Raw genomic sequence first — 23,610 nt, forward strand, 5'->3', positions numbered from 1 at the left:
AATTGGCGGCGCCTAGAAGGAAGCAAGGTCAGCATTGCGCAGATCGGTAACGAGCATGGAGGACGGCGCGTGCGTGATGCACAAGGGCGGCTTCGCGTTTGCGGTCGCGAGCTGCGGAGTGAGGCCGCACGCCCAGAACAACGGGATCTCGTGCGGGAGCACCTCTCCCGAACCTACCCCCCTGTACCTCTTCGACAGGTCAACTCCAATCAAGCCGGGATCGCCGATATGAACGGGAGCACCATGAACGTTCGGGAAGCGCGATGTGATCTGGATGGCACGAATTGCTTCCCGGGCTGCGAACGGTCGCATCGTGACCACGAGCTTCGCACGGAACTCACCAGCAGGCATCGTATCGACCGTCGTCTCATAGACGCCAGCCACTTCGCCACGATCGAGATACCTGAGTGCAATTCCCGCTTCCAGCAAGGCGTACTCGAACGAAAAGGAGCAGCCTAAAGCGAAGGTTACCAGGTCATCCCGCCAGAGTCGGGATATGTCCGTCACTTCTTCTGCGAGTTGGCCATCGCGAAAGACGTGGTACCGCGGCACATCGGTGCGGATGTCGATGTCCTCGCCCAGGCTGGGAAGACAGGGATCGCCCACATCCGATCGCGCAATCAGGGGGCACGGCTGCGGATTGCGTTGACAGTACAAAAGGAAGTCTTCCGCATGACTGCGAGGAAGAATGCAAATGTTCGCCTGCACGCGATCCGGCGTGAAGCCGGCCGTGTAGCCAACATAGGCACCGGAGCGCACCGCCCGACGGACCGAGCTGACGTCCCGCGTATCGAAATCAGGAGCACGACCGTTCATGGCACGGCCTTGGTCGCAGGCGCCTCGACAGGGGCGCAATCAGACACCGGTCGAGACATCGTATCGGTCGCAAGCTCAAGCGAACGTCCGCCGGTTTCACGTCCAAGCAATGCCATGGTAACGGCCTGCACGAAAAGGAGCCCGCCGATCGTGGATAGCACCGCAGCAACACCCCAGTTGTTGAAGAGATAGACAACACCGAAGGGAACGACAGCCGTCGTAAGCCTTGCTATTCCGACACAGACGGCGTTGCAGCGCATACGAACCGACGTCGGGAAGAGCTCGGGCAAATAGACCGCCTGGATCGTCGCGAGAAGAAAGTAGATCAGCGCGAAAGTGGCAAAGCCGATGCCGACGGCCGCGACCTGTGAAGTGGCCTGGCCGAACAGCACGGTCATGATGGCCGCACCGATAGAGCCGCCGATGATCGCGGCGCGTCGACCCAAACGATCGACCCAAAGCCGGGCGACGAATGCTCCCGTTGGCGCGCCGAGCGACATGAGCGCCGACTGGCCGAGGGTCTGGTTGATCGGGATGCCTTGCTTGAGAAGGAAAGTCGGGATCCACGAGACGAGGCCATAAAGGGCTGCGAACATGATGACCTGCAAAACCGTTCCGAGGACCAGAGGCCGAATGAACGCCTTTTGCCAGATCGACCCCGGTGCAACAGCAGGCCGCCACTCCGGAGCGCCGAGTTCACCATGCTCCGCGCGAGCCTCGCGCTCGATAGCAGAAACAACCAGGTCCGCTTCGCTGAACCGCCCCTTTACTTCCAGCCAGCGCGGAGACTCGGGAAGCGCTTTTCGAAGCCATAAGATGATCAGTGCTCCGACGCCGGGGACAGCGAACATGATGCGCCAACCGAATACCGGGATGAGCGCCCAGCTCAACAGGGTCGACACCAGTAGCCCCATGCTGGAAATCATCGAGAGCGTGGAAACCCAGCGACCCCGTTGTTGCGGCGGGACGAACTCGGCAAGCGTCCCATAGCCCAGAACGATCTCGGCGCCGAGGCCCACGCCGCAAAGGAAGCGCAGGAAAACGACCCATTCCATGTTGGGCGCGGCAGCACCTGCGAGAGACGCCAGGCCGAAGATCGCCAAATTCCACTGGAACGTCACCCGGCGACCGAACATATCTGCGACGACGCCCGCTCCGACCGTTCCCAGAAACATGCCCAGGAACGTCGCGGACACGAAATACGCGTTCAGTTCGAGACTGGAAAAGCCGGTTGAGAGAAATACGCCCAGCACTGCGCCAGCTATGTAGATGTCAAGGTTGTCAAAGAACATGCCGCCGCCCACGAGGGCGACGATACGCTTGTGAACCCTAGAGATCGGAAGGCGGTCGAGGCGCGCCGATACCGAGTTGGCTTGCTGCATTTTCTCCCCTTCTGGATTTTGTGATTGTTCTACTTATCGCTTTGCGACGCAGTCGATTTCGATCAGGGCGTCCCTCACGAGATCAGTGACACCGACGCAGGTCCTGGTCGGTCGATGATCCGGATGAAAAAACCGGGAGTAGACCTCGTTCATTTCGTCGTAGTCGCGCTTGAAGCTGGTAAGATACGCGCGGACGCTAACGACGTTTTTCATCCCAAGGCCGAGGCTACCCAGCACCCGTTCCATGTTCTTGAGGGTCTGCTCGGTTTGTGCCGCAATACCGTCAGGAAGGCGCGAACCGGGGTCATCGAGATTTCTCGCAAATTGCCCCGTCAAAAACACAAATCCATCCGCCTCCACAGCGTGGCTGCTCGGCGACATCGACGGAGGTAACCCCGGCACGGTGTGGCGCGTAATGGTGGTCATCATCACCTCGTTCGGAATCTCAGGCCCGGATCTCCGGCGCAATTGCCGTCCGGATCGACCGCTGTCATGGAGCTGACAGTATTGCGCTTTGTCGAGAAAAGGCCTCTAAGTGAGCCCGGATCCCGTGATTTTGTTGCGCGCTATGCCACCGACACAAGAATTTCGCTTGAATGATCTCGATCCTCAGGACCTTGCCATCCTGGAGATTCTTCAGCGAAACAACACAACCCCACAGCGGACGATCGGAGAGATGGTCAATCTTTCCGCGGCTGCCGTGCAGCGACGGATCAGTCGTCTGGAAAAGCACGGCGTTATCCAGGGCAACGTCGCGATCCTGAACCCCGCTTCGGTAGGTCAACCAATCACCGTTCTGGTGGAGGTCCAGATCGAGAATGAACGGCTTGACCTGCTGGAGGCGTCAAAGGCGAGTTTCGCTTCGGCCCCGGAAGTGCAGCAATGCTACTACGTGACGGGAGAGACGGATTTTGTGCTCGTCGTGACGGTCGGATCAATGCACGAATACGAGCAGCTGACCAAGCGCCTGTTTTTCGAGAACCACAATATCAAGCATTTCAAAACCCTGGTCGTGATGGACCGGGTGAAGGCGTCGATGGCCTTGAGTCTGCCGAAGTAAGGACCGCGAAAGAAGTCCACCGTTGCGGTCGACCCACCAGACAAACGGCGAAGACCGGGTCGGCAAGAAGCAGTGCCCCCTGCTGCGGGAACGCCGGGTCAGCCGGCGGTGGTATGCCCAACTCATGCGTCCGGGTGCTGACCCGATACACCTTGTCGCTTACGAAATTGAACAGCGACGTCTCCTGCAACGCGCCTCGAACAGCAACTCCCGTTGCCGGGTTTGTTCTGGGACGATCTGCGATCAATCTGAACTGCTCGCTCGGTGCCATTTTCATCTCTACCACAAGCTCTGAAGATCCACTGGACGCAGTCGCTTGTGGATCAACGCCAAGGCATCAACATAGTATTCCGTCGACGCAGCAGATGCCGGCATCTCCGGCGAAGTGAATTTGAGGTATGCGAGCATCGGGCGTTTTCTCGTAGCAAAAGAAGATGCTGCAGCGTAGGCCGATGCTGCCCGATGCAGCATTTGATACTCGCAATCAGCGATTTCTTTCAGCGATAGCGGCGTGCACTCGAGCCTCATCAAGGCCAGCCACCCCTTGAGCACTTTCTCCCGGTTCGATATGTCGGCGCCCTTTGAAAGCCAGGTACCGACCGTATCGTATGGAGGCTCGGTCCATTTAGACTCGATGGCAACGCATGCGTTCTCGGAGATTGCCATGATATCGGTGTGTGAAGGGGTCCCTCGCCCCTTCGACTGATGATCGACCTTGAACTCAAAATGGAGGTCCGCCGGCATCGGCACCTCGCACCCACTCAACACCTTCCGAAACGTGTTCCGTTCGTCCTTAACGAGCGCTAGTAGCGGCGCAGTTGATCGATACGGCGAGTTAAACTCGTCGACATTGTATGAATGAAGCAACGCCGCAAGATCACGCACTGGCGTTCGATCAAAATGGAGCCCCGCATCACTCGTCATGCAATATGCCCCCCTCTATGAAAATCTATAAAAACCGGGTCGCCACTTCCGTTCTTTGAGCCAACTCCCCTGCCCTCAATTTTCACCCGACCTGGATAACAGTTCTCCTGGCTGCCATGTCGACAGCCAATCGCTCGCCGGACTCCTTGTCCGCCGCAACGCAGAAAATGTTGGCGTCTCGGCAGGTGGATGAGCTTTGGCCCTTCTCCACGCTGCCGTCCGCCACAGCACTCCGCCGCTAATGTGGAATAGAAATGCCGGTCTCGATCAAGTTAAGTCGGCATCCACAGCTCTGGCCGCCCGCGGAACGAAAACCGGTGAGAACGACCTCACGAAAATCTACGCCAACCTACGCGATTGTAGCCGATCGCACTCCCCACTCAATCATTTAGGACGACATTACGGCGTTGATTTGCAAGCACAAAGCTTGAAAGCTGGCGGTCAAATCCCGACGGTATATCCGCGCTAACTTCTTGGTCTTGAACTCACAGGAAAATTCAAACCGCTCGGAGGAATGGCTGCTTCGACAAGTATCGGAGTCAATCGACTAAGTGGACGCGCGTGCTTTGCAGTATGAGCCACCTCCACACTCGCACGGCTTTGTCTCCGATACCGTCAATGATCAGGAACACCTGGTTTGGTTTGTACGGTGATCGCTCGCACCGCTCACCGGACCACTCCGTCCCCAGACGTTCAGGTCCGCTTTGCGCCAAGAGCTGCCACTCTGGCGAGTCACGTTTTGACCCAACTCGGAAATTGGAGCCATTGGTCTTGACCGGATTGTTGGTGCGACATCCTGGCCATATGAAGTTCTTTTGGATGGGCGTTGGATTCTGTAGTCTTCTTTGGAGCTGCTTTTCGAGACGGGACGTGCCGACGTCTCCGTTCGAGGCGAATGGCAGCTGGGAATGCCGTCGGCAGGCATCGCACTCTCAATAAAGCCGACAGTCCTTTTGTGCCGGTCTCACCGCCACTGCCCGTGCGCGCGGACACGCGAGTTCATTTGACCGCAACAAGGGAGTGCTGCTCATGGTTAGAAAAACTCATCCCGAACCAGGCGATCCGGCGGCGGGCAACGGAATTCTAAGCCGCCGTATCTTTCTTGAAGGCGCGCTCGTTGTCGGTGCGACCGGCGCGGGCCTGTCCCGCGGATCGGCAGAACCGCTTGCGGTGCAGCCTTGGATGAAGGTCCCGGGTCCGGGATTTGCGGGCTACGGCCAGCCATCACCGTTCGAGAGCAAGGTCGCCAAAGTCTTTCCGCCGCCCCCCAACCCGGCCGGTGTCGGCGCGTCACGCACGCCGCTGCACATGCTCGAAGGAATGATCACGCCATCCGGGCTGCATTTCGAGCGTAGCCATTCCGGCGTCCCGGAAATTGATCCCGATCAACACCGGCTGGTGATCCATGGACTTGTCAAGCGCCCGCTGGTGTTTACGGTCGAAGCGCTGTCGCGCTATCCGATGCAATCGCGCATCGCCTTCATCGAATGTGGCGGCAATAGCCAGGCGCTCAACGCGCCTCAGGCCCAGCCACTCAATGTGGCGGCTATTCACGGCCTGCTGGGTTGCTCGGAATGGACCGGCGTGCGGCTCTCCACGTTGCTCGACGAAGCCGGAATCGAACCTGAGGCGCGCTGGGTGATCGCCGAGGGCGCGGATGCTGCCGCCATGAGCCGCAGCACCCCCCTCACCAAGGCGATGGATGATGCGCTCCTCTGTCTCTATCAGAACGGCGAGCGAGTGCGGCCCTCGAACGGCTATCCCGTGCGGCTGCTGCTGCCTGGTTTCGAGGGCAACATGAACGTGAAGTGGCTGCGCCGGCTCAAGCTGACTGCCGGCCCCGCCATGACCAAAGACGAAACATCGAAATACACGATCCTGCTCAAGGATGAAAAGGCCTGGCAGTTCGTGTTCCCGATCGAAGTGAAATCCTTCATCACCCGTCCGTCGCCGGGACTCGCGCTGAGAGGACCGGGATTCTACGAGATTTCCGGACTAGCCTGGTCGGGTAACGGCAGCATCCGACAGGTCGACGTCTCGGCTGACGGTGGACGGAGCTGGGCGCCGGCGGCTTTGCAGGGCCCGATCCTGCCAAAGGCGCCCGTGCGCTTCCGCGCAGCGTGGCAATGGAACGGCGGTCCGGCCGTGCTGCAGAGTCGCGCCACCGACGACACGGGCATGGTGCAGCCAACGCGCGCGCAGTTCGCCGAGGAGCGCGGCCTGCGTGGGGTCTACCACTACAACGCCATCGCAAGCTGGCACATCGACGAGAAGGGGGAGGCCAGCAATGTTTACGCTTAAACCCATTGCAGTCTGCGCATCTATGCTGACCGTCGCACCGGCCCTGGCCCAAGTCCCGCAGTTCGGACAACCGATCGCGCCCGCCGATATCGCATCGTGGGACATCAGCATCGGACCGGATGGCGCAGGTCTGCCGCCTGGTCGTGGCACCGCAATCGAGGGGGAAGCCATCTATGTAGCGAAATGTCAGGCCTGTCACGGCGAGAAGGGAATAAAGCCCAGTGTCGCGCTCGCTGGAGCGCTCGTCGGCGGCATGGGCACACTGGCGCCAGACAAGACACCGATAAAGACTGTGGGAAGTTACTGGCCCTACGCAACGACGCTGTTCGACTACACGCGTCGCGCAATGCCATTCCAGGAGTCGAAATCGCTCACCGCGGACGAGGCCTACGCGGTATCGGCCTATATCCTCAATCTCAACGGAATCGTCGGATCGAACGATGTGATCGATGCGCAGTCGCTGCCCAAGGTGAGAATGCCGAACCAGAACGGGTTCATCCCGTTCCCGCGCAATCCGAAGTAGCTTCGGGGCCGGACCTTGGTCCGCTTGTGGCCCAAAGCGGCTATCCCGGATTGTCCGCTGTCGCCCCGTTGTCAGGGGTGAAGCAGACATCCTACTCCCGGATCGATGTCGCGTGGTCGAAATAGGTATAGCTATTGCCGCCGCGGCTCAGCACCTTGGTGTGTAGCTCGACCGCATACGTGCTGAGTCTCGGATCAATGCCGCGGCCGTCTAGATCGGTCGGCAGCTTTATGGTCAAGCCGGTCCGGGTCGAAGAGCGGTGTGTCTTGCGCAACACGCTGAAGTCGGTGACCGGTGGGCCGTCCTTCAGTGCCTCCTCGAGCACGCGACCCTGCAAGTCCGGCATGCTGAGCTTGAGGATGTGCGCAACGGTCGGGGCGATGTCAACGTTGGCCGTGGGCAGCGTGTCGTAGAGGCCTACCTTGAAATCGGGACCGCGCGCCAGCAGCGAGATACGTGTGTCGGTCGGTGAGAAGCTACCGTGGTCGCCGCGGCGGTTGACCGAGCTTGCGTAGCTGATGCCCGGCTTGCCGGCCACTGCGATGGTCCCGTCGTAATTGAAGCTGACGATGACGTCCGGCGCTCGTCCGGCCACCTTTGATTCCGTGTTGATGAGGCTCATCGGCAGCGTGCCCGCGATCTCGTCGTAGCGGTCGCTCACGAAGATTGCGCCGAATTGCTGCCGGCTCTGTAGGCTGGCGACAGCGGCCTTCACCACACCGAGGTTACCGTCCGGAACGAACAGGTAGTCGCTGCCGGCGTTGGCGGCCACGACGACCGCGCCCGCCGGGACTGGCTTCGGCACAACAAATGCCGCGGAGGTAAGTTTCTGGGGCTTGCCGCAAATGCTTCCGTCGTCGTCATCCCGCAGCGGCTGCAGGTGCGTGCCGTCGGGCAGGATGCCCGACAGGATCGGGATAGCGCGGCAGCCAACACCGTCGTAGGCCTTGAGCCCGTCGCGTGACAGTAGCTCGGCTGTGCGCACGAAGCCCGACACCGAGTAACCATGTGGATCGACGGCGCCGGCGCCGCCGTCGGCGATGTCGCGCAACGGGAAGTGCGCGACGTCGCCGGAAACCGTGCTGTGATTGTGGTCCTGGGTGATGATAATGTCGGTCGATTGCTCCCAGCCAAGCTCGCGAAGCTTGTCCATGACGCGGCCCAGAATCTCATCATTCATCCGGGTGGCGTCGATCGAATTGTAGGTCCCCGGTCCATAGGCGTGGTTGGTGGCGTCCGGCTCCTTTGACCAGAACACGGTCAGGTCCGGTTGCTTGACCGGTAAGATGTAGTTGACGAATACATCGGTCAGGTACCGAAAGCCGGGCCGCGACAGCGCCCCCGTACGATCGAGTGGGTTGGCGGTCTGCCCGTCCTTCAGCCGCTGGATCGGGATCGGCGCAGTGGGATCGCCGTTATCCTTGGCGAGATTCAGTTCGCGAGCCGGATGGGCGTTAATGCTGTTGCGCGGCAGCGCGTAGCCCGCGTTCTGCAGTTCCTTGGCGAAGGCGAGCGGTATCGCCGCGTCCTCGTCGAGAATGATGCCGCCCCGTAGATAGTCCTGAATGAAGGCGGCGCCGAACTTGCCCACGGCTGCGGTGGTCAGGCCGTTGGCCTGTGCTGCCTGCAGCAGTGTCGGAACCCGCGTCAACCTGCCCTGGTAGGCTTCGCGCACCGCCTCGACCACGCCGAAATCCTCGATGAAGGCCGGCGCCGAAAAGTCGATCTCGGCGCCTTTGGCGTTCTTTCCGCTCGCGCGCGGGGCGTACACCACGTTGCCGTAGAATCCATGCGTGCCCGGATAGGTGCCTGTCGCGATGGAGGCGGAGTTCATCATCGTAAACGTTGGATACACCGCGTGATGGTCGGCGAAGATGACACCAGTTCGCGCGAGCGCGAAGTAGTTCGGCGTGATTTCCGGTGCCAGGTCGTCAGCGCGCAGCCCGTCCCAGACGAAGACGATCGCCCGCCGCTTGGCGGACGCGTCCGCCAGTTGCGCGAACACGTCGCTGGCGAGCGGGGGCAGTATGATGAAGAGGGCACTGACGAGAGCAAGCGATCTCGCTTTCATGATTCGCCTCCAGTTCGGGCACGGCTGCGGCCATCCGGATCTGAGCAGCGGAGGACCGGCCGCTTGCATCCGCCGGGTGCGTCTCGCGAGAGGCTAGGACTAAAGCTGCAGGGCCGTCCAACACATAATTGTACTATTATTTATGCAATCTGGAGGCCGCCTCAATTAGCGGCGATGTCGCCTGTTGGCCCTGAGTCGAACAACGCTTAAGCCGTTGCCCTGTCTGCTGTCCGCACCAGACCGGACATCGGCCCTCGCTCACCTCGACCGCTGCTTTTGACCCTGGCTGTGTGAAAACGCTGGGCTTCTGTTATGATTCTCCTGTGATTCTTTGGGGGAATCGATGAGGCGCTTCGTTGAAGAGGCGGATCGTGGACAGCGGTCGCTGTTGCCCGAATGCCTCGATGACTTCATTGACGAGAGCAACCCTGTTCGCGTGATCGACGTATTTGTCGATGCGCTCGGTTTGGCTGAGATGGGCTTTGAGGGTGTGGAGCCGGCGGCCACCGGTCGGCCGTCGTACCATCCCTCGGTGCTCCTGAAGCTTTACATTTACGGTTATCTGAACCGGGTACAGTCGAGCCGGCGGCTGGAACGAGAGGCCGGGCGCAACGTCGAGGTGATGTGGCTGCTGGGTCGGCTCGCTCCCGATCACAAGACGATTGCGGACTTCCGCAAGGACAACGGCCTGGCGCTGCGCAGGGTATGTGCGCGCTTCGTCGAACTCTGCCGAGAGATGGGTCTGCTGGCGACGGCGAGCGTCGCCATCGATGGCAGCAAGTTCAAGGCCGTGAACAACCGGGACAGGAACTTCACGCGCGCGAAGATGGAGCGACGGCGTGCTCAGTTGGAGGAGAGCGTCGCGCGCTATCTGAGCCAACTTGACACGGCCGACCGCCAGGAGCCGACCGAGGCCCTGGCCACGAAGGTGACGAGGCTTACCGAGAAGCTGACGAAACTGAAGGAGGAAATGGGCAAGCTTGCCGTCTACGAGAAGCAGGTGCTTGCGTCACCCGACCAGCAAATCTCCCTGACCGACCCCGACAGCCGCTCGATGGCGACGAGCGGGCGCGGCTCTGGTGTTGTCGGCTACAACGTACAGGTCGCCGTAGACACCGAACACCATCTGATTGTGACGCACGAGGTGACGAACAGCGGCTCGGATCGGGCACAACTTGCCAATATGGCCAAGCGGGCGAAGGCTGTTCTGAAGACTGAGACGCTCGAAGCTGTAGCCGATCGCGGCTACTTCAACAGCCCAGAGATCCTTGCGTGCCACGAAGCGGGCATCACGGTAACTCTGCCCAAACCGCTAACGTCCGGCGCTAAGGCAGACGGACGCTTCGGTAAACAGGACTTTGCCTATTTGCCAGAGGAGGACGTCTATCGCTGCCCGGCCGGGGAGCGGCTATCATATCGCTATACGAATGAAGAAGACAGCAAGGTGCTGCGGCGCTACTGGACCACGGCCTGTCAAAGCTGTTCGCTCAAGACCCAATGCACGCCTGGGTCAGAACGGCGGATTACGCGATGGGAGCATGAGCATCTGCTCGAGGCTGTGCAGCAGCGCCTTGATGCAAGCCCGCACGCCATGCGTCAGCGCCGCGAAACTGTCGAGCATCCGTTCGGCACCATGAAGGCCCGCATGGGAGCGACACACTTCCTCACCAAAACGCTTCCGAAAGTGGCGGCCGAAATGGCGCTCTCCGTCCTGGCCTACAATCTGACACGGGTCATGAACATCGTCGGGATCAAGCCGCTGATGGCTGCGATCGCGGCATGACACCAATCCAGTCCCGACTGCCTCGGGACTGGCGTTTTTACACGACCAAGACCCGATGCGGACATCGCGAATTGGCGTCCGACAAGTAAGCGTATCGGCCAAACTGAGCTGGTGAACCGAAAAGGCATCCTCCCCAGATTTTTGACAACATGTACGACGACCTCCTGAAAAGGAGTTGCGCAGAGCGTAACTGCGCACCGCGATCCAACCGTTTCTAGCGGCTTTTGACCGGGCTTGACCCGGGGGTCTGTTGGCTGGCCGGGGCAAGCGCGGCCAATACGGTATGAGGGTCGGTTAGTCGTGGATCCTATCGACGATCTCAACCCAGTTCGGCTGCTTACCCATCGGATATTGCTTGACGCTCTTCAGCTCACCGCTGTTCTGGTCGATCGCATGGACGGTCAGGCTCGCTGAATCCATCCCCACGGCCAGCAAGAACTTTCCGCGCGGATCGATATTGAAGCCGCGCGGGGTCTTCTCGGTCGGCCATTTGCCGATCCCGGTCAGTGTGCCCCTCTCGGGATCGATCTTGTACCCATGCAGCATGCTGGTCGTGCGCACGGCGCCGTAGAGGAAGTTTCCGTTCGGCGTGATATGGATGTCGGATGCAAAGGCCGAATCTTTTTGGTTGTAATCGCCGGTGTCGACGAACGCCACCTCGGTAAGGGTACCCTTGTCCTCGTCGATCGAATAGGTGCCAATCGTCGCGGTCGTCTCGGTGATGAGATAACCCCATTTGCCGTTCGGGTGGATGATGAAATGGCGCGGGCCGGCGCCGGCCTTGGTGGCGACCGTGGGCGGATCGTTGGGCGTCAGCATGCCGGTGCTGGCATCGAACTTGAACTGCATCACGTAATCGGCGCCGAGCACCGGCACATAGGCATGCTTGTTGCTGGCGTCGATGGAGACGCAATGGGCCTTCGGCTTGGTGTCGATGATCTGGGTCGCCTTGTCTTCAACGAGATAGCGCGCGTCGATCGGGTAGACTGCCACTTTGGCGCCGGCATAGGACGCGCCGAGCAGGTATTTGCCAGTCTTATCGACGTTGATGTAGGCCATCTGATCGACCAGCGCCGTCGCGTTGAGATGGGTGAGCTTCCCGTTGGTATGGTCGATGGAGAACGTCGACACCGGATACGATTCGCTGCGCAGTTGCGCGTAAAGGAAACGCTTGTTTGGGGCCAGCGCCATCGGCAGGCTGACCAGCGACGTCTTCTCCGCGCCCGGCACCGGCGCCTTCTCGACCATGGTGAGCTCACCGGTGTCGCGGTTCATGCCGAGGACATAGATGTCCTTGGTGCCAGCGTTCGAGACGTAGACGAATGTTTCGGGGCCATCAGCAGTCGCTCCGATCAGGGGAAGGACGCCGAGCGCAGCGATCCCGCCGAGCCCGAGTCGCAATACGCGGCGTCGTCTCATGATGTCCTCCTACCGTTGCAATTCCGGTGGCACTAGGCCGACCTTCTCGTAGACCGGAGGATAGCGTTAGTGAGAATTGTCTGGCAGCGCGGGTCCTGCCAGACTGACGCCTCGTGGCCGAGCGCCGAATAGAATACTCGTCCCTCGCCGAAAAATCGTTTCCAGGCGAGCGGCCAACCATAGAAGCGTCGATGCACACCGGCCTTGCTGAGGTCCACTGAACCTTGGTCGAGGCGCAGGAGCACGCGTGATCCACGATAGTCGAAGTCGCTGATCTGGTAGATTTCATCGTTCAACTGCAACGAATTCCCGAGAAACGCCACCAGTGGATCTGCTGCATCAGCCACCTGGATAGTCACATTCTGATGCCAGGGATGACCATTGAAGTAGCCGCCGATCAGATCGAGATAGTCTGGCCAAGTGTAGAATGTGTCCGTGGCCGAGTGAACGCCGAGGAAGCCACGGCCTGAGCGCACAAAGTTGAGAAGAGCCATCTTTTGGACGCCGCTCATCGGAATTTCACCGCTTGTGTAAAACATCACAGCGGCGTACCGCTCGAGGTTTCCGGTCGAAAATTCAGACACGTCTTCCGTTGCAATGACTTCAAAGGCACCGGAATTCCTTCCAAGCTGCGTCAGGATTGCCCCGGAAAGTGGTATGACGTTGTGCCGATAGCCGGCCGAGTATGTGATATAGAGGACACGTTCTGGCGGGTGCTCTGCACGCGCACCGAGCGGTCGGATTGCCGCCGCGCTGCTGCCGAGTGCGATGAACTCGCGTCGCGTCACAATCCTCTCCCGATGCCTTACCGGCCAGAAAAGCTTAGCACATATCGGCGCGCCGCGCGTCCTGCGGTGCCGCTCTGTCCAACGCCACCGTTCAATTGATTGCCTCGGCTTGGCAATGTCGCTTATTGGCCCATCGCGTCAGATCGCGCCAACGCAGCACTACGGTCGCTTTCAGCGCGAAGCGGATATAAGCCGCTAGGCAAAGCTGCCTGAATCGGTCGAAAATGACCCAACTCTGACCTCCTGAGTTGACGCACGCCCATTGCCGCCGTGCCACGGGCCCGGCAGATGCCGCTTGCGGCAAACAGGGCTTTCCCGCGATTACCGCTCACAGGACAGCAACAAAGTGCTAGGCTCCTCCCCTGTCCCACCGGCGGGGCTAGTTTGGTCGTTCGGAGTGCGTTGTGACAGAGCAGCGGGTTCAAAGGCGACTAGCGGCGATCTTGGCGGCCGACGTGTTCGGCTACTCTGCGTTGATGCAACGCGCTGAGGAAGCCACCTACGCCGAGTTCGAGCGGCTGAAGCACGAAGTAATCGAGCCTAGCCTCTCCCGCCACGACGGGCGACTAATCAAGACCACAGGTGACGGCGCATTGGCCGAGTTCGCAAGTCCGTCGGCTGCGGAGCGATGCGCGGTGGAGGTACAGGAAAGCATCGCGTCAGGCCGAAGCTCCCTTAAGCTACGCATTGGCATCAATCTCGGGGAGCCGGTTGCATTTCTGCGAGCCGCGCTTTGCTCTCAAACAATGCTTTCAAGGAATTTGGGAGACGACATGGTCGAGGTGTATTCAAACGTTAGGCGTGATCTGCTCGTTGTGAAAAAGGATTTCCGGTGCCGGACATCGGCGTGGAAGGAAAATGGCGCAAGAGCAAGAAGCGGGTCATCAGGGTGAGCGAGGAGATCAGGCAGGTAAAGTGAACGCGTGTGCTGGCCGCAACGGCCACTGCTACCCCTCACCGCCTTCAATGGCAACGCGGAAAGGCCCGGCATCGCTGCCGGGCCTTTTCCCTCGAGCGCTGAACGGCTGGGCTCAGAAGTCCATGCCACCCATCCCGCCGCCCGGGGGCATACCGCCGGCACCAGCGCCGGTGTTCTTCTTCGGCACTTCGGCTACCATGGCTTCGGTGGTAATCAGAAGCGCCGCTACGGACGAGGCGTTCTGGATCGCGACGCGAACTACCTTGGTCGGGTCGATGATGCCCTTGGTGACGAGATTGCCGTACTCGCCGGTCTGGCTGTCGAAGCCGAACGAATATTGATCCTTCTCGAGGATCTTGCCGACGATGACGGAGCCATCCTCGCCGGCATTGATCGCGATCTGGCGGGCCGGAGCCGACAGCGCCTTGCGCACGATCTCGACGCCGGTCTTCTGGTCGTCGTTCTTGGTCCGGATGCCCTTGAGATGCACGGAGGCACGGAGCAGGGCGACGCCGCCGCCCGGAACGATGCCTTCCTCGACGGCCGCACGGGTCGCATGCATCGCGTCATCCACGCGATCCTTGCGCTCCTTCACCTCGACCTCGGTCGCGCCGCCGACGCGGATCACCGCGACGCCGCCTGCGAGCTTGGCGAGACGCTCCTGCAGCTTCTCACGGTCGTAGTCCGAGGTGGTCTCCTCGATCTGCGCCTTGATCTGGGCAACGCGGGCGTCGATGTCGGCCTTCTTGCCGGCGCCGTTGACGATCGTGGTGTTCTCCTTGTCGATCATCACCCTCCTAGCGCGGCCGAGCATGTTGAGCGTCACGTTCTCGAGCTTGATGCCGAGGTCTTCCGAGATGGCCTGGCCGCCGGTCAGGATCGCGATGTCCTGCAGCATGGCCTTGCGGCGATCGCCGAAGCCCGGGGCCTTCACGGCCGCGACCTTCAGGCCGCCACGCAGGCGGTTGACGACGAGGGTAGCGAGTGCCTCGCCTTCGACGTCTTCAGCGACGATGACCAGCGGCTTTCCGCTCTGCACCACGGCCTCGAGCAGCGGCAGCAGCTCGTTCAGCGAGGAGAGCTTCTTCTCGTTGATCAGGATGTAGGCGTCTTCCATTTCAGCGCGCATCTTGTCGGCGTTGGTGACGAAATAGGGCGAGATGTAGCCGCGGTCGAACTGCATGCCCTCGACGACGTCGAGCTCGGTCTCGAGCGACTTGGCTTCCTCGACCGTGATCACGCCCTCATTGCCGACCTTCTTCATGGCGTCCGCAAGGAACTTCCCGACTTCGGCATCGCCGTTGGCCGAAATGGTGCCGACCTGGGCGATCTCCTCGTTCGAGGTAACCTTCTTCGAGTTCTTTTCCAGATCCGCAACAACGGCCTCGACCGCGAGATCGATACCGCGCTTCAGATCCATCGGGTTCATGCCGGCGGCAACCGATTTGGCGCCTTCACGCACGATCGCGGCGGCCAGCACGGTCGCGGTGGTGGTGCCGTCGCCGGCAACATCCGCCGCCTTCGACGCCACCTCCCGCACCATCTGCGCGCCCATGTTCTCGAACTTGTCCTCGAGTTCGATCTCCTTGGCGACGGCAACGCCGTCCTTGGTGATGCGGGGCGCGCCGAACGACTTGTCGAGGACGACGTTGCGGCCCTTCGGACCGAGAGTGACCTTCACCGCATTGGCGAGGATGTCGACACCGCGCAACATGCGGTCGCGGGCATCGACGCCTAATTTGACTTCTTTAGCTGACATATTTTTCCTCCCAGAATTGAAATTCGTCTCTCACCTTGCGAGGCAGCGCAGGGGTGAGCGTCAGCGGCGGTCGGCGTCAGGCCGCCTTCTTGGAGCCGGCGACGTCGGTAACAACGCCCATGATGTCGCTCTCCTTCAAGATCAACAGCTCCTGGCCGTCGACCTTGACTTCAGTGCCCGACCACTTGCCGAACAGCACGCGGTCGCCGACCTGGATATCAATCGGAATCAGCTTGCCGCTCTCGTCGCGGCCACCCGGGCCGACGGCGATGACTTCGCCCTGGGAGGGCTTTTCCTTGGCAGTGTCGGGAATGATGATGCCGCCTGCGGTCTTCTGTCCGGCCTCGATGCGCTTGACCACGACGCGGTCGTGAAGCGGACGGAATTTCATGCGATCCTCCTTGGCTTCTTGTAGTGCTGGGCTGGCAGTCGCAATGAGCGAGTGCTCGCCGCTCCTCACATAGGCCAGTGACACTTGGGCGCAAGGGCTTCAACCCATGTCGCCTGTTCGCCGTTCAAAGACGTGCGGGTCCGGCAGAATGACCGCTTTGCGCCAACAGCTGCCCTCCCCGCCAAGTCCCAATTGAGACATTCGCTGCGCGTCAGTGACGTTCGGGTATTCGGGCGCCGCTCATGCTCTGCGCGGCCAGGCAGTTGTTTGAGACTTGGTTCACGCCGCCGCCGATCCTCGAAACGTTCTTTCCGCGCGTCCTGTCCGAATGAAATTGCGAAGCACATCGCAAAACTCGTCCGTAGCCGAGAACATCGGGTTGTGTCCCCTGCCGTCGAAGAGATAGAGCTGCGCGCCGGCAATGCGAGACGCGATGAATACGCTGGCATCGCATGTGACGAGCCGGTCTTCCCGGCCGTGGGTAACGAGGGTTGGGACGGCGATCGATTCGAGCAGCGGCGCGATGTCCATGCCTGGGTCCGGATCGTAGAAGCTAAGGATCGTCTCAATCGGCAACCTGCACATGCGCTCGGAGGCCATCCGCCGTAGCTCGTCGGTATCTGGCTCGCTGTAGACATACCGTGTTTGCAAGCGAACTAGTTCCTCAACGGCGCCCCGCGCATAGGCGTCCTGACGAAGCGCTGTGTAATCCGGATTAAAAACCGGACGCCCGTTCGGCAGCGTTCCAATCATCGGCGTGCCCACCGTCACGATCTTTCCGACGAGTTCCGGGTGCCTATGAGTAAGCTGGATGAGCAGGTTTGAGCCGCGCGAGATGCCAATGCCGATGATTGGGGCGGCGGCGGCCGCGTGGATGATCGCGCGGAGGTCCTCCATGTGTTGGAGGGTTGAGTAAGGACGCACGAGAGGGTCGGATCGTCCGGCACCCCGGCAGTCGACCGTGATGACACGGAATTCCTGGCAAAGCTGCTCGAGAATCGGCTCAAAGGTCGCAAGCCCGTATACGATCGGATTTATGAAAACGACGGTCGGCTCGCCGCTGCCGTGCTCGTAGAAGACGAGGCGTGCACCCTCCCGTACTGCGTACTTGGCACGATGAATGCACTTGCGCGCGCGGTCGCGGTCAGCGTCGGTCTCGCCAAGCGCCATGGCGCGCTCGTAGTAGGCGTTCGCTCCATCAAGGTCGTCGTCGACGCCGGCCAAGTCACCGAGCATCAGGAGGCACTCGTGCTCGATGCGCCGGGCGGGCGGCGCTGCATCCCCTCGAGGACGGGTCGTAAGCTGCAGGCACGTTTCAAGTTGGGATACAGCTTCTTTGACAGCATGCCGCGCCTTTGCCAGCCGACCGGCGGCCATCAGATAAATTGCCCCCTGGTCGGGCAGTGCGCCTTCGATAAAATGATGGGCGACGATCTCGGGCTGGCCCACCGCGATCTCTGGCCGCAACCGCTCGATCGCTTGTGCGACGCGCGCATGCAGCTGCTGACGGGATGATTTGAGCAAGGTGGCGTAGGCCGCGTCGCAGACAAGCGCGTGCTTGAAGCTGTACGCATGATGGGGCGGCGTCCCACGTCGTTGGATGAGTCCCGCCTGGCAGAGCTGACCAAGCGCCGCCGCCAGCTGCGCCTCGGGATATCCGGCGACCGCCCTGACGACGTCCTCATCGAACTCCCGACCGATGCAGGCGGCGATCTGTGCTACCTCGCGTGCCGGAGCCAGGCGGTCGAGACGCGCCATGAGCGAATCCTGCAGCGTCGCCGGAATGGCCGGCGGCGGAAGTGGTCCGGCGAGCTCGAGATCGCTGCCGCCAGCCGTTGTCTTCCAGATCGCCGATTCGATGACCGCTTTCGTCAATTCCTCGACGAACAGAGGCACACCCTCCGTACGGGAGAGAATGGCTTCGATCACGATTGGCGGAAGCGACCGTTCACCCGCCGCCATCTGGATGAGCGTTCGGGATGCTGGCCGCCCGAGGCGGTTGAGACTGAGTAATGTGACGTGCGGAAAATTCGTCCAAGGCGTCGGCACGTCAGGCCGCAAGGTTGTGACGAGAAGGATTGGCAGAACCCGGATCCTGTCCACAATTCGCTCGAACAGCTCCGCCGACGTGGGATCGAGCCAATGCGCGTCCTCCAGGACGACGAGCATCGGCCGCTGCCGCGAAAGCCCCTCCATCTGTGCCAAGAGTATGCCAAAGAGCCGCGCCTTCTTCTCTTGCGGCGTCCCTCCTGGCGCCGCGTAGCCTCCACTGAGCGGCAGCCCCATCAGCTCGGCGAGCAACAGCGCCGCGTCTTCCCCGAACTCGCCGGCCGTGCCGAGAAGCCGCTCCAGCTTTTCGAGCTTTAATGAGGGTGCATCCTCTCGGAGATACCCGGCCGCCCTCTGGAGCTGGGTGACCACGGGCCAGAGCGCACTGTTGGCATGATGGGGCGAACAGTAATACCCGATGCGGAAGCGAGGTTCGTTTCGGAGACGCTCACGGAGTGCAAGGACGATCCGAGACTTGCCGATGCCGGCCTCGCCGGATAGCAGCACGACCTGACCCTCGCCGCTTTTGGCCATCTCCCAGCGGTCGAGGAGGAGAGCGAGTTCGTGTTCGCGTCCGATCAGCGGGCCAACATCGGCGCGTCGCAAGGCCTCGAACCGACCCTCGGCTGCCGCTTCGCCAAGAACGCGGAACGCCGGTAGCGGGGCTTCGATCCCTCGGATCTGCTGCAGGCCCAGATCGGTGAGTGTGAACCAGCTGCCAAGGAGGCGCCGTGTGCTTTCGGAGATCACCACAGCACCGGGTTCTGCGAGCTGCTCCAAACGCGCTGCGAAGTTGGGCGTGGCCCCAACAACTCCCTCTTCCTGGGCAGCCCCTTCCCCGATGAGGTCGCCAACGACGACCGGCCCGGTTGCGATCCCGACACGCGTGGAAAGGGCGACACCCGCTCGTTTGTCTAGCCTCCCTACGGCTTCCACGATTGCAAGCCCGGCGCGCACGGCACGTTCGGCCTCGTCCTCATGTGCCTGCGGCCAGCCGAAATAGACGAGTACGCCGTCGCCCATAAGCTTGGCGATGTATCCCTCGAAGCGCGCCACCGCTGCTGCAACCGCCTGGTGGTAGGCCGCAAGGATCTCTCTCATGTCCTCGGGGTCTAGACGCACCGAGAGGGCAGTCGACCCGACAAGGTCGGCGAACATCACTGTCAGATGACGGCGCTCGGCGCGCTCCATTTTCCTCGACGGCGGCGAGGAACTGACTTCCGCCACCGGCAGCCCGCGATCGTCCTCCACCGCTCCGTCACGCGGCTGGGATAAGGCGGCGATCGCCGAGAGGAGCCTCTTGCGATGTCCCAGTGACGTGACGCCGAGCTCACGCAAATCCTCTGCCGTCAAGCTGAGCAGCGTCTCCGTGTCCACGTCGTTCTCACGAAATGCGCTTTCGTACTGGTCTAACCCCAGGCGTCGCAGCCAGTCCGCCAGCTCCATATCGACCTCCCAGAGAGCGCCGATCCTTAGCCGGAGGAGTCTAGCGCCGCCTACGACCGTACACAATCGTGATCCCCCGCTTGCCGGCAAGGAACGGCCGCGGTCTGCACCGCCCGGAGTGCCAGCGCAATCCCAGTCATCGTCCTGCCCAACCTATTGTGACCCCGCCGGAGAGCCGAGCGTAACGTCAGCCTTTGGCCCTGCAGAGACGTGCGGGTCCGGCAGAATGACCGCTTTGCGCCAAGGGCTGCCCTCCCCGCCAAGTCGGTGCTTGGCCCTTCCGAGACATGCGGCACCGGCATAACGTTCGGTTTGGGCCAAGAGTTACCTTCCTTGAACTGAGGGTTCGCCTGCGTCCTGCCTTCCTTTCTCATCCGAGACCGCCAGCCTGGAGCTCTGGGCCCCCCATGCCGACCATGGTCGGGAGCCCGGACCTGCTCGGCTTCTTTCCCCAGGACAGCTCGTTGGGGCAACTCGCAACAGCCATGCGTAGCAGTCGCAGACCTGCAGAAGCGAGCAGCCAGCTGGGCTGCATGGCTTTATTGAGCGACGGAGAGCATTTTCTCCCGATGCACTAGCAAAAAAGACCGAAGCAAATCGCAGACAGCGAGCCCCTCAACGATCGCTTGGTGCTGGTTCTCGGGTGCCCGAGATCCATGCCAAGCCCCATGCCGCGCCAGAACGGACGGGTCAAGGCCGCGAAGCGCTCGTAGGGCTTGGCCTTGAAGCGACCGGTCTGGTGTGGCTGCATAAGAGAATTGTTATCAGTCCCGGAATGGCTGAACGGTCAAACGCTGGAGCAACGCGGAGGCCAGAGAAAACGCACCCGGTCGCGTGTCAGGCGATAGCGGTGCCGCAGGCAGACGCGCGAACGAGTGCAGCCCCGAGACCGGTCAATAACGGCACCCGGCGCGCGCATTAGTGATAGCGATGCCGCAGGCAAATGCGTGACCGAGTGCCTCCGGCGAGGGGTTCATCGTGTCCTGGCGTAAGGCATTGCGATCCGAAGGGCGCAGACAGCACAGAATCTCCAGCGGAGATCCAAGCGGGCTCCGGGCAATTGCATGTTTCCGCTTTTCGGACTGCGTTCTGGGTGTCACCATGCTCGTGAAAGGACGGGAGAGCCACCATGCGCAGGTGTGTCTCGGTCGGGGCGGTGCTTGTTGCGGGGGCGATCGTGGGAGGTGACGTTGCGGGCATTGCCGCGCCGACCCCGAACTCTCGATTCGCCGACACCAACCGCAGTGTACAGCCCGTCAATGTCGAGCTCGTTATCGCAGTCGACGTCTCCTATTCGATGGATATGGACGAACTCGCCATTCAGCGCGAGGGCTATGCACAGGCCATCATGTCGAAAGACTTCCTTCAGGCGCTGAGGGCCGTTCCGGGCAGCAAGGTGGCCGTGACCTATTTCGAGTGGTCGATGTCGGGCGACGAAAAGATCATCATTCCCTGGCGCGTGATCGACGGCCCGGAATCGGCGGATGCCGTGGCCGCCGAGATCATGAAAGCGCCGGTTCGTCGCGGCTCGAGTACCTCGATTTCCGGCGCGATTGATTTTGCGGTGCAGCTGTTCGAAGAGAACCCTTATCGCGGGTTGCGGCGCGTCATCGATATTTCCGGCGATGGGCCGAACAACGACGGAGCCCCCGTAACCGGCGCCCGCGACGCTGCCCTGGAGAAGGGCATCATTATCAACGGCCTCCCGATCATGGTGAAGGAGCCATCCCTCTCGACGACCGATATCGAGAATCTCGATCTCTATTACGAGGACTGCGTGATCGGGGGGCCGGGCGCCTTCATCATGACGATCAAAGATCGCGAAAAATTTCAGGAAGCGATCCGGACCAAGCTTGTTCGCGAAGTTGCGGGCCTCACGCAAGAGAGCGGGATCGTGCCAGCCGCGGAGAAAGAGCCCCGGGTGCCCTGTCTGATCGGCGAAAAACGATCGCAGGAGCGCGGCCGGCGGTGAGTGTCGAGGCAATCATTCAGAGGCGCCGGACGAACAAACTTTAGACAGCAGCATATTATGGTCGCCGCCCCACGCGCCGGGCATTGGAGGTGCTAATGTCCGTTCGCGGTCCACACCGACGAATTCCCGCGCTCGTCCAAATCGCGGCTGTTAAGGGTCGCCCGGGAAGGGTCGACGTACGGTCAAAACGGCGCGACTGGCGAAAAGGTTTTGGAAACTGTGCCCCAGCAGGCCGTCATCAGCGTATATTGGGGCACGAGGAGGTGCGATATGGCGACACCAGCTACCCAACTCGTTCTTGATACGCCGGCGGCGGGGTTCCGTCTTCCGGCCACCGACGACAAGACCTACGCACTGGACGACGTTGCGGGCAAAAAAGGCACGGTCGTCGTCTTCATCTGCAACCATTGTCCCTACGTTAAGGCGGTGATCGACCGCATGGTTGCGGACGCCCGCGTGCTGATGTCGGAGAGCGTAGGCTTTGCGGCGATTTGCTCGAACGATGCGGCGAGCTATCCTGAAGATTCATTTGAGAATATGAAGCGTTTCGCGAAGGCTCATGAATTCCCGTTTCCATATCTCCACGACGAGACCCAGACAGTCGCTCGGGCGTATGGGGCGGTCTGTACGCCGGACTTCTTCGGTTACAATGCCGACCGCAAGCTCAAGTATCGCGGCCGGCTCGACGAAGGGCGCACAACCCCGCCTCGCGCCGGGGCGCCCCGAGAGCTTGTCGAGGCCATGCGCGCGATTGCGACCACCGGTCTGGCGCCGGCTGACCAAAAGTCGTCCATTGGCTGTTCGATCAAATGGAAGGACGAATGAAGCCGATCGCTGTCAACGGGTTTCGTATCCGAGACCGCCGCGTGCGGCAGCATTTGCTGCACATGTGCGATTTGACTGGCGGCATCACGAGGGCGCTGCGGCTGCTGCCGGCGTCGCTTCGCCCCCTTCTCCAGGTCTGCTTCCGGGGCAACACGGACATCAACCGGTGAGATACCCGGTTAAGCCCGTCGAACATGACCCACAGCGGACGTTTCAGTGAACAGATTTACCAGGCTGGACGTACCGAACCGTTTTGCGAAGCCGCAGCAGATCGGAGCTCTGCCATCGCCTCTCAGGCAATAGTCGCGCGGTGTTGCAGCCAAACTTCCGATTATACGATCGTGCAGCGTTATTCACGGGTGCGAATCTCATGTTGGCTTTGCAGGCCCGACGCCCTAGAATCGTGGCGATCGCAGGACGAGCGAAATGCAGTATGTTTGCGACGCGCCGAAGGGTAAGACCTGGTTCCGTATCGAGACGGAAGGTGAAGCGGCGCATGAGTCGCGCCTGATGAACCACAACGTCGAGAAATATTTCCGCAACGAGCGGGAGAAGGCACTCCAGTCCTGGCGTCCGGAGCGGCCCAACGCGATCGAGCGCGACATCGGCCTCGAGGCCCATGTACGACGAGAGATGCCGGTTTTCCTCACGTTGCGCGACAGGGAGGGCAATGCACTGGCTACAGCGATGCTGCCACCGGGTGGCAAGGATCGCGGCAGGTTCCGGATCATCATCGTTGCCGCATCCAATGCCGATCCTTATCCTGAGCAGGAAGCGGCCATCGCTGCGCTGGGAGCGCATTTCGGTCTCACACTCGATCGTCACCGCTGCTTCCCTTATGGCCGCTAAGAAGCCTGACAAGTATCGCGCGGGATTGGAGCGACGTCGGCTCATGGCCCCGTTTGGGACATGCCAAGCGGCCCGGAAGCTGTCCGCGCGCGAGCGTCTGCAGGAGCGCGCCGGCCTGACCTTCCGCGCGCGTTAAGAACGCCCAGAATTGCAGCAGCTTGCAGGATTACGTGGATCGTAACCCACGAAAGCGCGGACTGGCGTCCGCCGGTTTGCTCGCTGGCGACGTGATCGCGTTTTGGCTGATGTCGAACAGACCGCCGGGCAGTGCTAACATGGAGGGCTAAAAGCTCGGCATTATGATAACGATCTGCACAGCGACCGGAAGATTCT

General features: G+C 61.1%; 19 protein-coding genes. 9 read left to right on the plus strand and 10 right to left on the minus strand.

The window, feature by feature from the left end:
- Positions 1-12: 12 nt before the first annotated feature.
- The 3 genes from J2R78_RS39350 to J2R78_RS39360 are packed head-to-tail and all read right to left on the minus strand — an operon-like array spanning position 13 to position 2,624.
- Positions 13-816, minus strand: coding sequence for a putative hydro-lyase (locus J2R78_RS39350; protein ID WP_253609009.1), 804 nt, complete (start codon positions 814-816; stop codon positions 13-15).
- The gene (locus tag J2R78_RS39355) at positions 813-2,198 is read right to left on the minus strand and encodes an MFS transporter (protein WP_253609010.1); all 1,386 of its coding nucleotides are present in this window, start codon (positions 2,196-2,198) and stop codon (positions 813-815) included. Before J2R78_RS39355 ends, J2R78_RS39350 begins: the two co-directional genes overlap by 4 nt.
- A gap of 33 nt (positions 2,199-2,231) precedes the next feature.
- Positions 2,232-2,624 carry a RidA family protein gene (locus tag J2R78_RS39360; protein ID WP_253636039.1) on the minus strand — a complete coding sequence of 131 codons (393 nt, stop codon included), beginning with the start codon at positions 2,622-2,624 and terminating at the stop codon, positions 2,232-2,234.
- Between the two features lie 142 nt (positions 2,625-2,766).
- On the opposite strand from J2R78_RS39360, the gene J2R78_RS39365 reads away from it, so the two are divergent.
- Positions 2,767-3,258, plus strand: coding sequence for an Lrp/AsnC family transcriptional regulator (locus J2R78_RS39365; protein WP_253610031.1), 492 nt, complete (start codon positions 2,767-2,769; stop codon positions 3,256-3,258).
- Between the two features lie 279 nt (positions 3,259-3,537).
- Here the strand turns inward: J2R78_RS39365 and J2R78_RS39370 are convergent, their stop codons facing one another.
- Positions 3,538-4,182 carry a DUF6946 family protein gene (locus tag J2R78_RS39370; protein WP_253609012.1) on the minus strand — a complete coding sequence of 215 codons (645 nt, stop codon included), beginning with the start codon at positions 4,180-4,182 and terminating at the stop codon, positions 3,538-3,540.
- 1,029 nt (positions 4,183-5,211) lie between these two features.
- On the opposite strand from J2R78_RS39370, the gene soxC reads away from it, so the two are divergent.
- A complete protein-coding gene (gene soxC, locus J2R78_RS39375; protein ID WP_253609013.1) occupies positions 5,212-6,483 on the plus strand; it encodes a sulfite dehydrogenase in 1,272 nt (423 codons plus the stop codon).
- Positions 6,484-6,505: 22 nt separating this feature from the next.
- A complete protein-coding gene (locus J2R78_RS39380; protein WP_253636040.1) occupies positions 6,506-7,006 on the plus strand; it encodes a c-type cytochrome in 501 nt (166 codons plus the stop codon).
- A 91-nt stretch (positions 7,007-7,097) separates the two neighbouring features.
- Here J2R78_RS39380 and J2R78_RS39385 read toward each other — a convergent pair whose 3' ends face one another.
- The gene (locus J2R78_RS39385) at positions 7,098-9,077 is read right to left on the minus strand and encodes an alkaline phosphatase family protein (RefSeq protein ID WP_253609015.1); all 1,980 of its coding nucleotides are present in this window, start codon (positions 9,075-9,077) and stop codon (positions 7,098-7,100) included.
- A 343-nt stretch (positions 9,078-9,420) separates the two neighbouring features.
- Here J2R78_RS39385 and J2R78_RS39390 point away from each other — a divergent pair, with 343 nt between their 5' ends.
- The gene (locus tag J2R78_RS39390; protein ID WP_253606562.1) at positions 9,421-10,860 is read left to right on the plus strand and encodes an IS1182 family transposase; all 1,440 of its coding nucleotides are present in this window, start codon (positions 9,421-9,423) and stop codon (positions 10,858-10,860) included.
- A 294-nt stretch (positions 10,861-11,154) separates the two neighbouring features.
- Here J2R78_RS39390 and J2R78_RS39395 read toward each other — a convergent pair whose 3' ends face one another.
- A complete protein-coding gene (locus J2R78_RS39395; RefSeq protein ID WP_253609016.1) occupies positions 11,155-12,279 on the minus strand; it encodes a lactonase family protein in 1,125 nt (374 codons plus the stop codon).
- A gap of 32 nt (positions 12,280-12,311) precedes the next feature.
- Positions 12,312-13,067 (minus strand): ThuA domain-containing protein, encoded by a 756-nt coding sequence (locus J2R78_RS39400; RefSeq protein WP_253609017.1) that lies wholly within the window; start codon positions 13,065-13,067, stop codon positions 12,312-12,314.
- Positions 13,068-13,471: 404 nt separating this feature from the next.
- On the opposite strand from J2R78_RS39400, the gene J2R78_RS39405 reads away from it, so the two are divergent.
- On the plus strand, positions 13,472-13,960 hold the full coding sequence (locus tag J2R78_RS39405) for an adenylate/guanylate cyclase domain-containing protein (RefSeq protein ID WP_253609018.1): 489 nt from the start codon (positions 13,472-13,474) through the stop codon (positions 13,958-13,960).
- Between the two features lie 138 nt (positions 13,961-14,098).
- Here the strand turns inward: J2R78_RS39405 and groL are convergent, their stop codons facing one another.
- From groL to J2R78_RS39420, 3 genes are all read right to left on the minus strand, one after another.
- Positions 14,099-15,745 (minus strand): chaperonin GroEL, encoded by a 1,647-nt coding sequence (gene groL / locus J2R78_RS39410; RefSeq protein WP_253609019.1) that lies wholly within the window; start codon positions 15,743-15,745, stop codon positions 14,099-14,101.
- Between the two features lie 76 nt (positions 15,746-15,821).
- On the minus strand, positions 15,822-16,136 hold the full coding sequence (locus J2R78_RS39415; protein WP_253609020.1) for a co-chaperone GroES: 315 nt from the start codon (positions 16,134-16,136) through the stop codon (positions 15,822-15,824).
- Between the two features lie 279 nt (positions 16,137-16,415).
- Complete coding sequence (locus tag J2R78_RS39420; RefSeq protein ID WP_253609021.1) at positions 16,416-19,631, minus strand: alpha/beta fold hydrolase; 3,216 nt, start codon at positions 19,629-19,631, stop codon at positions 16,416-16,418.
- A gap of 1,129 nt (positions 19,632-20,760) precedes the next feature.
- Here J2R78_RS39420 and J2R78_RS39425 point away from each other — a divergent pair.
- From J2R78_RS39425 to J2R78_RS39440, 4 genes are all read left to right on the plus strand, one after another.
- Entirely contained in the window at positions 20,761-21,603 is an 843-nt protein-coding gene (locus tag J2R78_RS39425; RefSeq protein WP_253609022.1) for a DUF1194 domain-containing protein, read from the plus strand.
- Between the two features lie 270 nt (positions 21,604-21,873).
- On the plus strand, positions 21,874-22,428 hold the full coding sequence (locus J2R78_RS39430; protein ID WP_253609023.1) for a thioredoxin family protein: 555 nt from the start codon (positions 21,874-21,876) through the stop codon (positions 22,426-22,428).
- Positions 22,425-22,598, plus strand: coding sequence for a hypothetical protein (locus J2R78_RS39435; protein WP_253609024.1), 174 nt, complete (start codon positions 22,425-22,427; stop codon positions 22,596-22,598). Before J2R78_RS39430 ends, J2R78_RS39435 begins: the two co-directional genes overlap by 4 nt.
- Before the next feature lie 256 nt (positions 22,599-22,854).
- Positions 22,855-23,277, plus strand: coding sequence for a hypothetical protein (locus tag J2R78_RS39440; RefSeq protein WP_253609025.1), 423 nt, complete (start codon positions 22,855-22,857; stop codon positions 23,275-23,277).
- The last annotated feature ends 333 nt before the right edge of the window (positions 23,278-23,610 follow it).

Origin of the sequence: Bradyrhizobium sp. USDA 4538, assembly GCF_024171045.1 — a bacterium.
Taxonomy (GTDB): domain Bacteria; phylum Pseudomonadota; class Alphaproteobacteria; order Rhizobiales; family Xanthobacteraceae; genus Bradyrhizobium; species Bradyrhizobium australafricanum.

Coding starts and splice junctions, on each gene's coding strand:
- J2R78_RS39350 (WP_253609009.1), bottom strand. CDS start 816: ATGAACGGTCGTGCTCCTGATTTCGATACGCGGGACGTCAGCTCGGTC.
- J2R78_RS39355 (WP_253609010.1), bottom strand. CDS start 2,198: ATGCAGCAAGCCAACTCGGTATCGGCGCGCCTCGACCGCCTTCCGATC.
- J2R78_RS39360 (WP_253636039.1), bottom strand. CDS start 2,624: ATGACCACCATTACGCGCCACACCGTGCCGGGGTTACCTCCGTCGATG.
- J2R78_RS39365 (WP_253610031.1), top strand. CDS start 2,767: ATGCCACCGACACAAGAATTTCGCTTGAATGATCTCGATCCTCAGGAC.
- J2R78_RS39370 (WP_253609012.1), bottom strand. CDS start 4,182: ATGACGAGTGATGCGGGGCTCCATTTTGATCGAACGCCAGTGCGTGAT.
- soxC (WP_253609013.1), top strand. CDS start 5,212: ATGGTTAGAAAAACTCATCCCGAACCAGGCGATCCGGCGGCGGGCAAC.
- J2R78_RS39380 (WP_253636040.1), top strand. CDS start 6,506: ATGCTGACCGTCGCACCGGCCCTGGCCCAAGTCCCGCAGTTCGGACAA.
- J2R78_RS39385 (WP_253609015.1), bottom strand. CDS start 9,077: ATGAAAGCGAGATCGCTTGCTCTCGTCAGTGCCCTCTTCATCATACTG.
- J2R78_RS39390 (WP_253606562.1), top strand. CDS start 9,421: ATGAGGCGCTTCGTTGAAGAGGCGGATCGTGGACAGCGGTCGCTGTTG.
- J2R78_RS39395 (WP_253609016.1), bottom strand. CDS start 12,279: ATGAGACGACGCCGCGTATTGCGACTCGGGCTCGGCGGGATCGCTGCG.
- groL (WP_253609019.1), bottom strand. CDS start 15,745: ATGTCAGCTAAAGAAGTCAAATTAGGCGTCGATGCCCGCGACCGCATG.
- J2R78_RS39415 (WP_253609020.1), bottom strand. CDS start 16,136: ATGAAATTCCGTCCGCTTCACGACCGCGTCGTGGTCAAGCGCATCGAG.
- J2R78_RS39420 (WP_253609021.1), bottom strand. CDS start 19,631: ATGGAGCTGGCGGACTGGCTGCGACGCCTGGGGTTAGACCAGTACGAA.
- J2R78_RS39425 (WP_253609022.1), top strand. CDS start 20,761: ATGCGCAGGTGTGTCTCGGTCGGGGCGGTGCTTGTTGCGGGGGCGATC.
- J2R78_RS39430 (WP_253609023.1), top strand. CDS start 21,874: ATGGCGACACCAGCTACCCAACTCGTTCTTGATACGCCGGCGGCGGGG.
- J2R78_RS39435 (WP_253609024.1), top strand. CDS start 22,425: ATGAAGCCGATCGCTGTCAACGGGTTTCGTATCCGAGACCGCCGCGTG.
- J2R78_RS39440 (WP_253609025.1), top strand. CDS start 22,855: ATGCAGTATGTTTGCGACGCGCCGAAGGGTAAGACCTGGTTCCGTATC.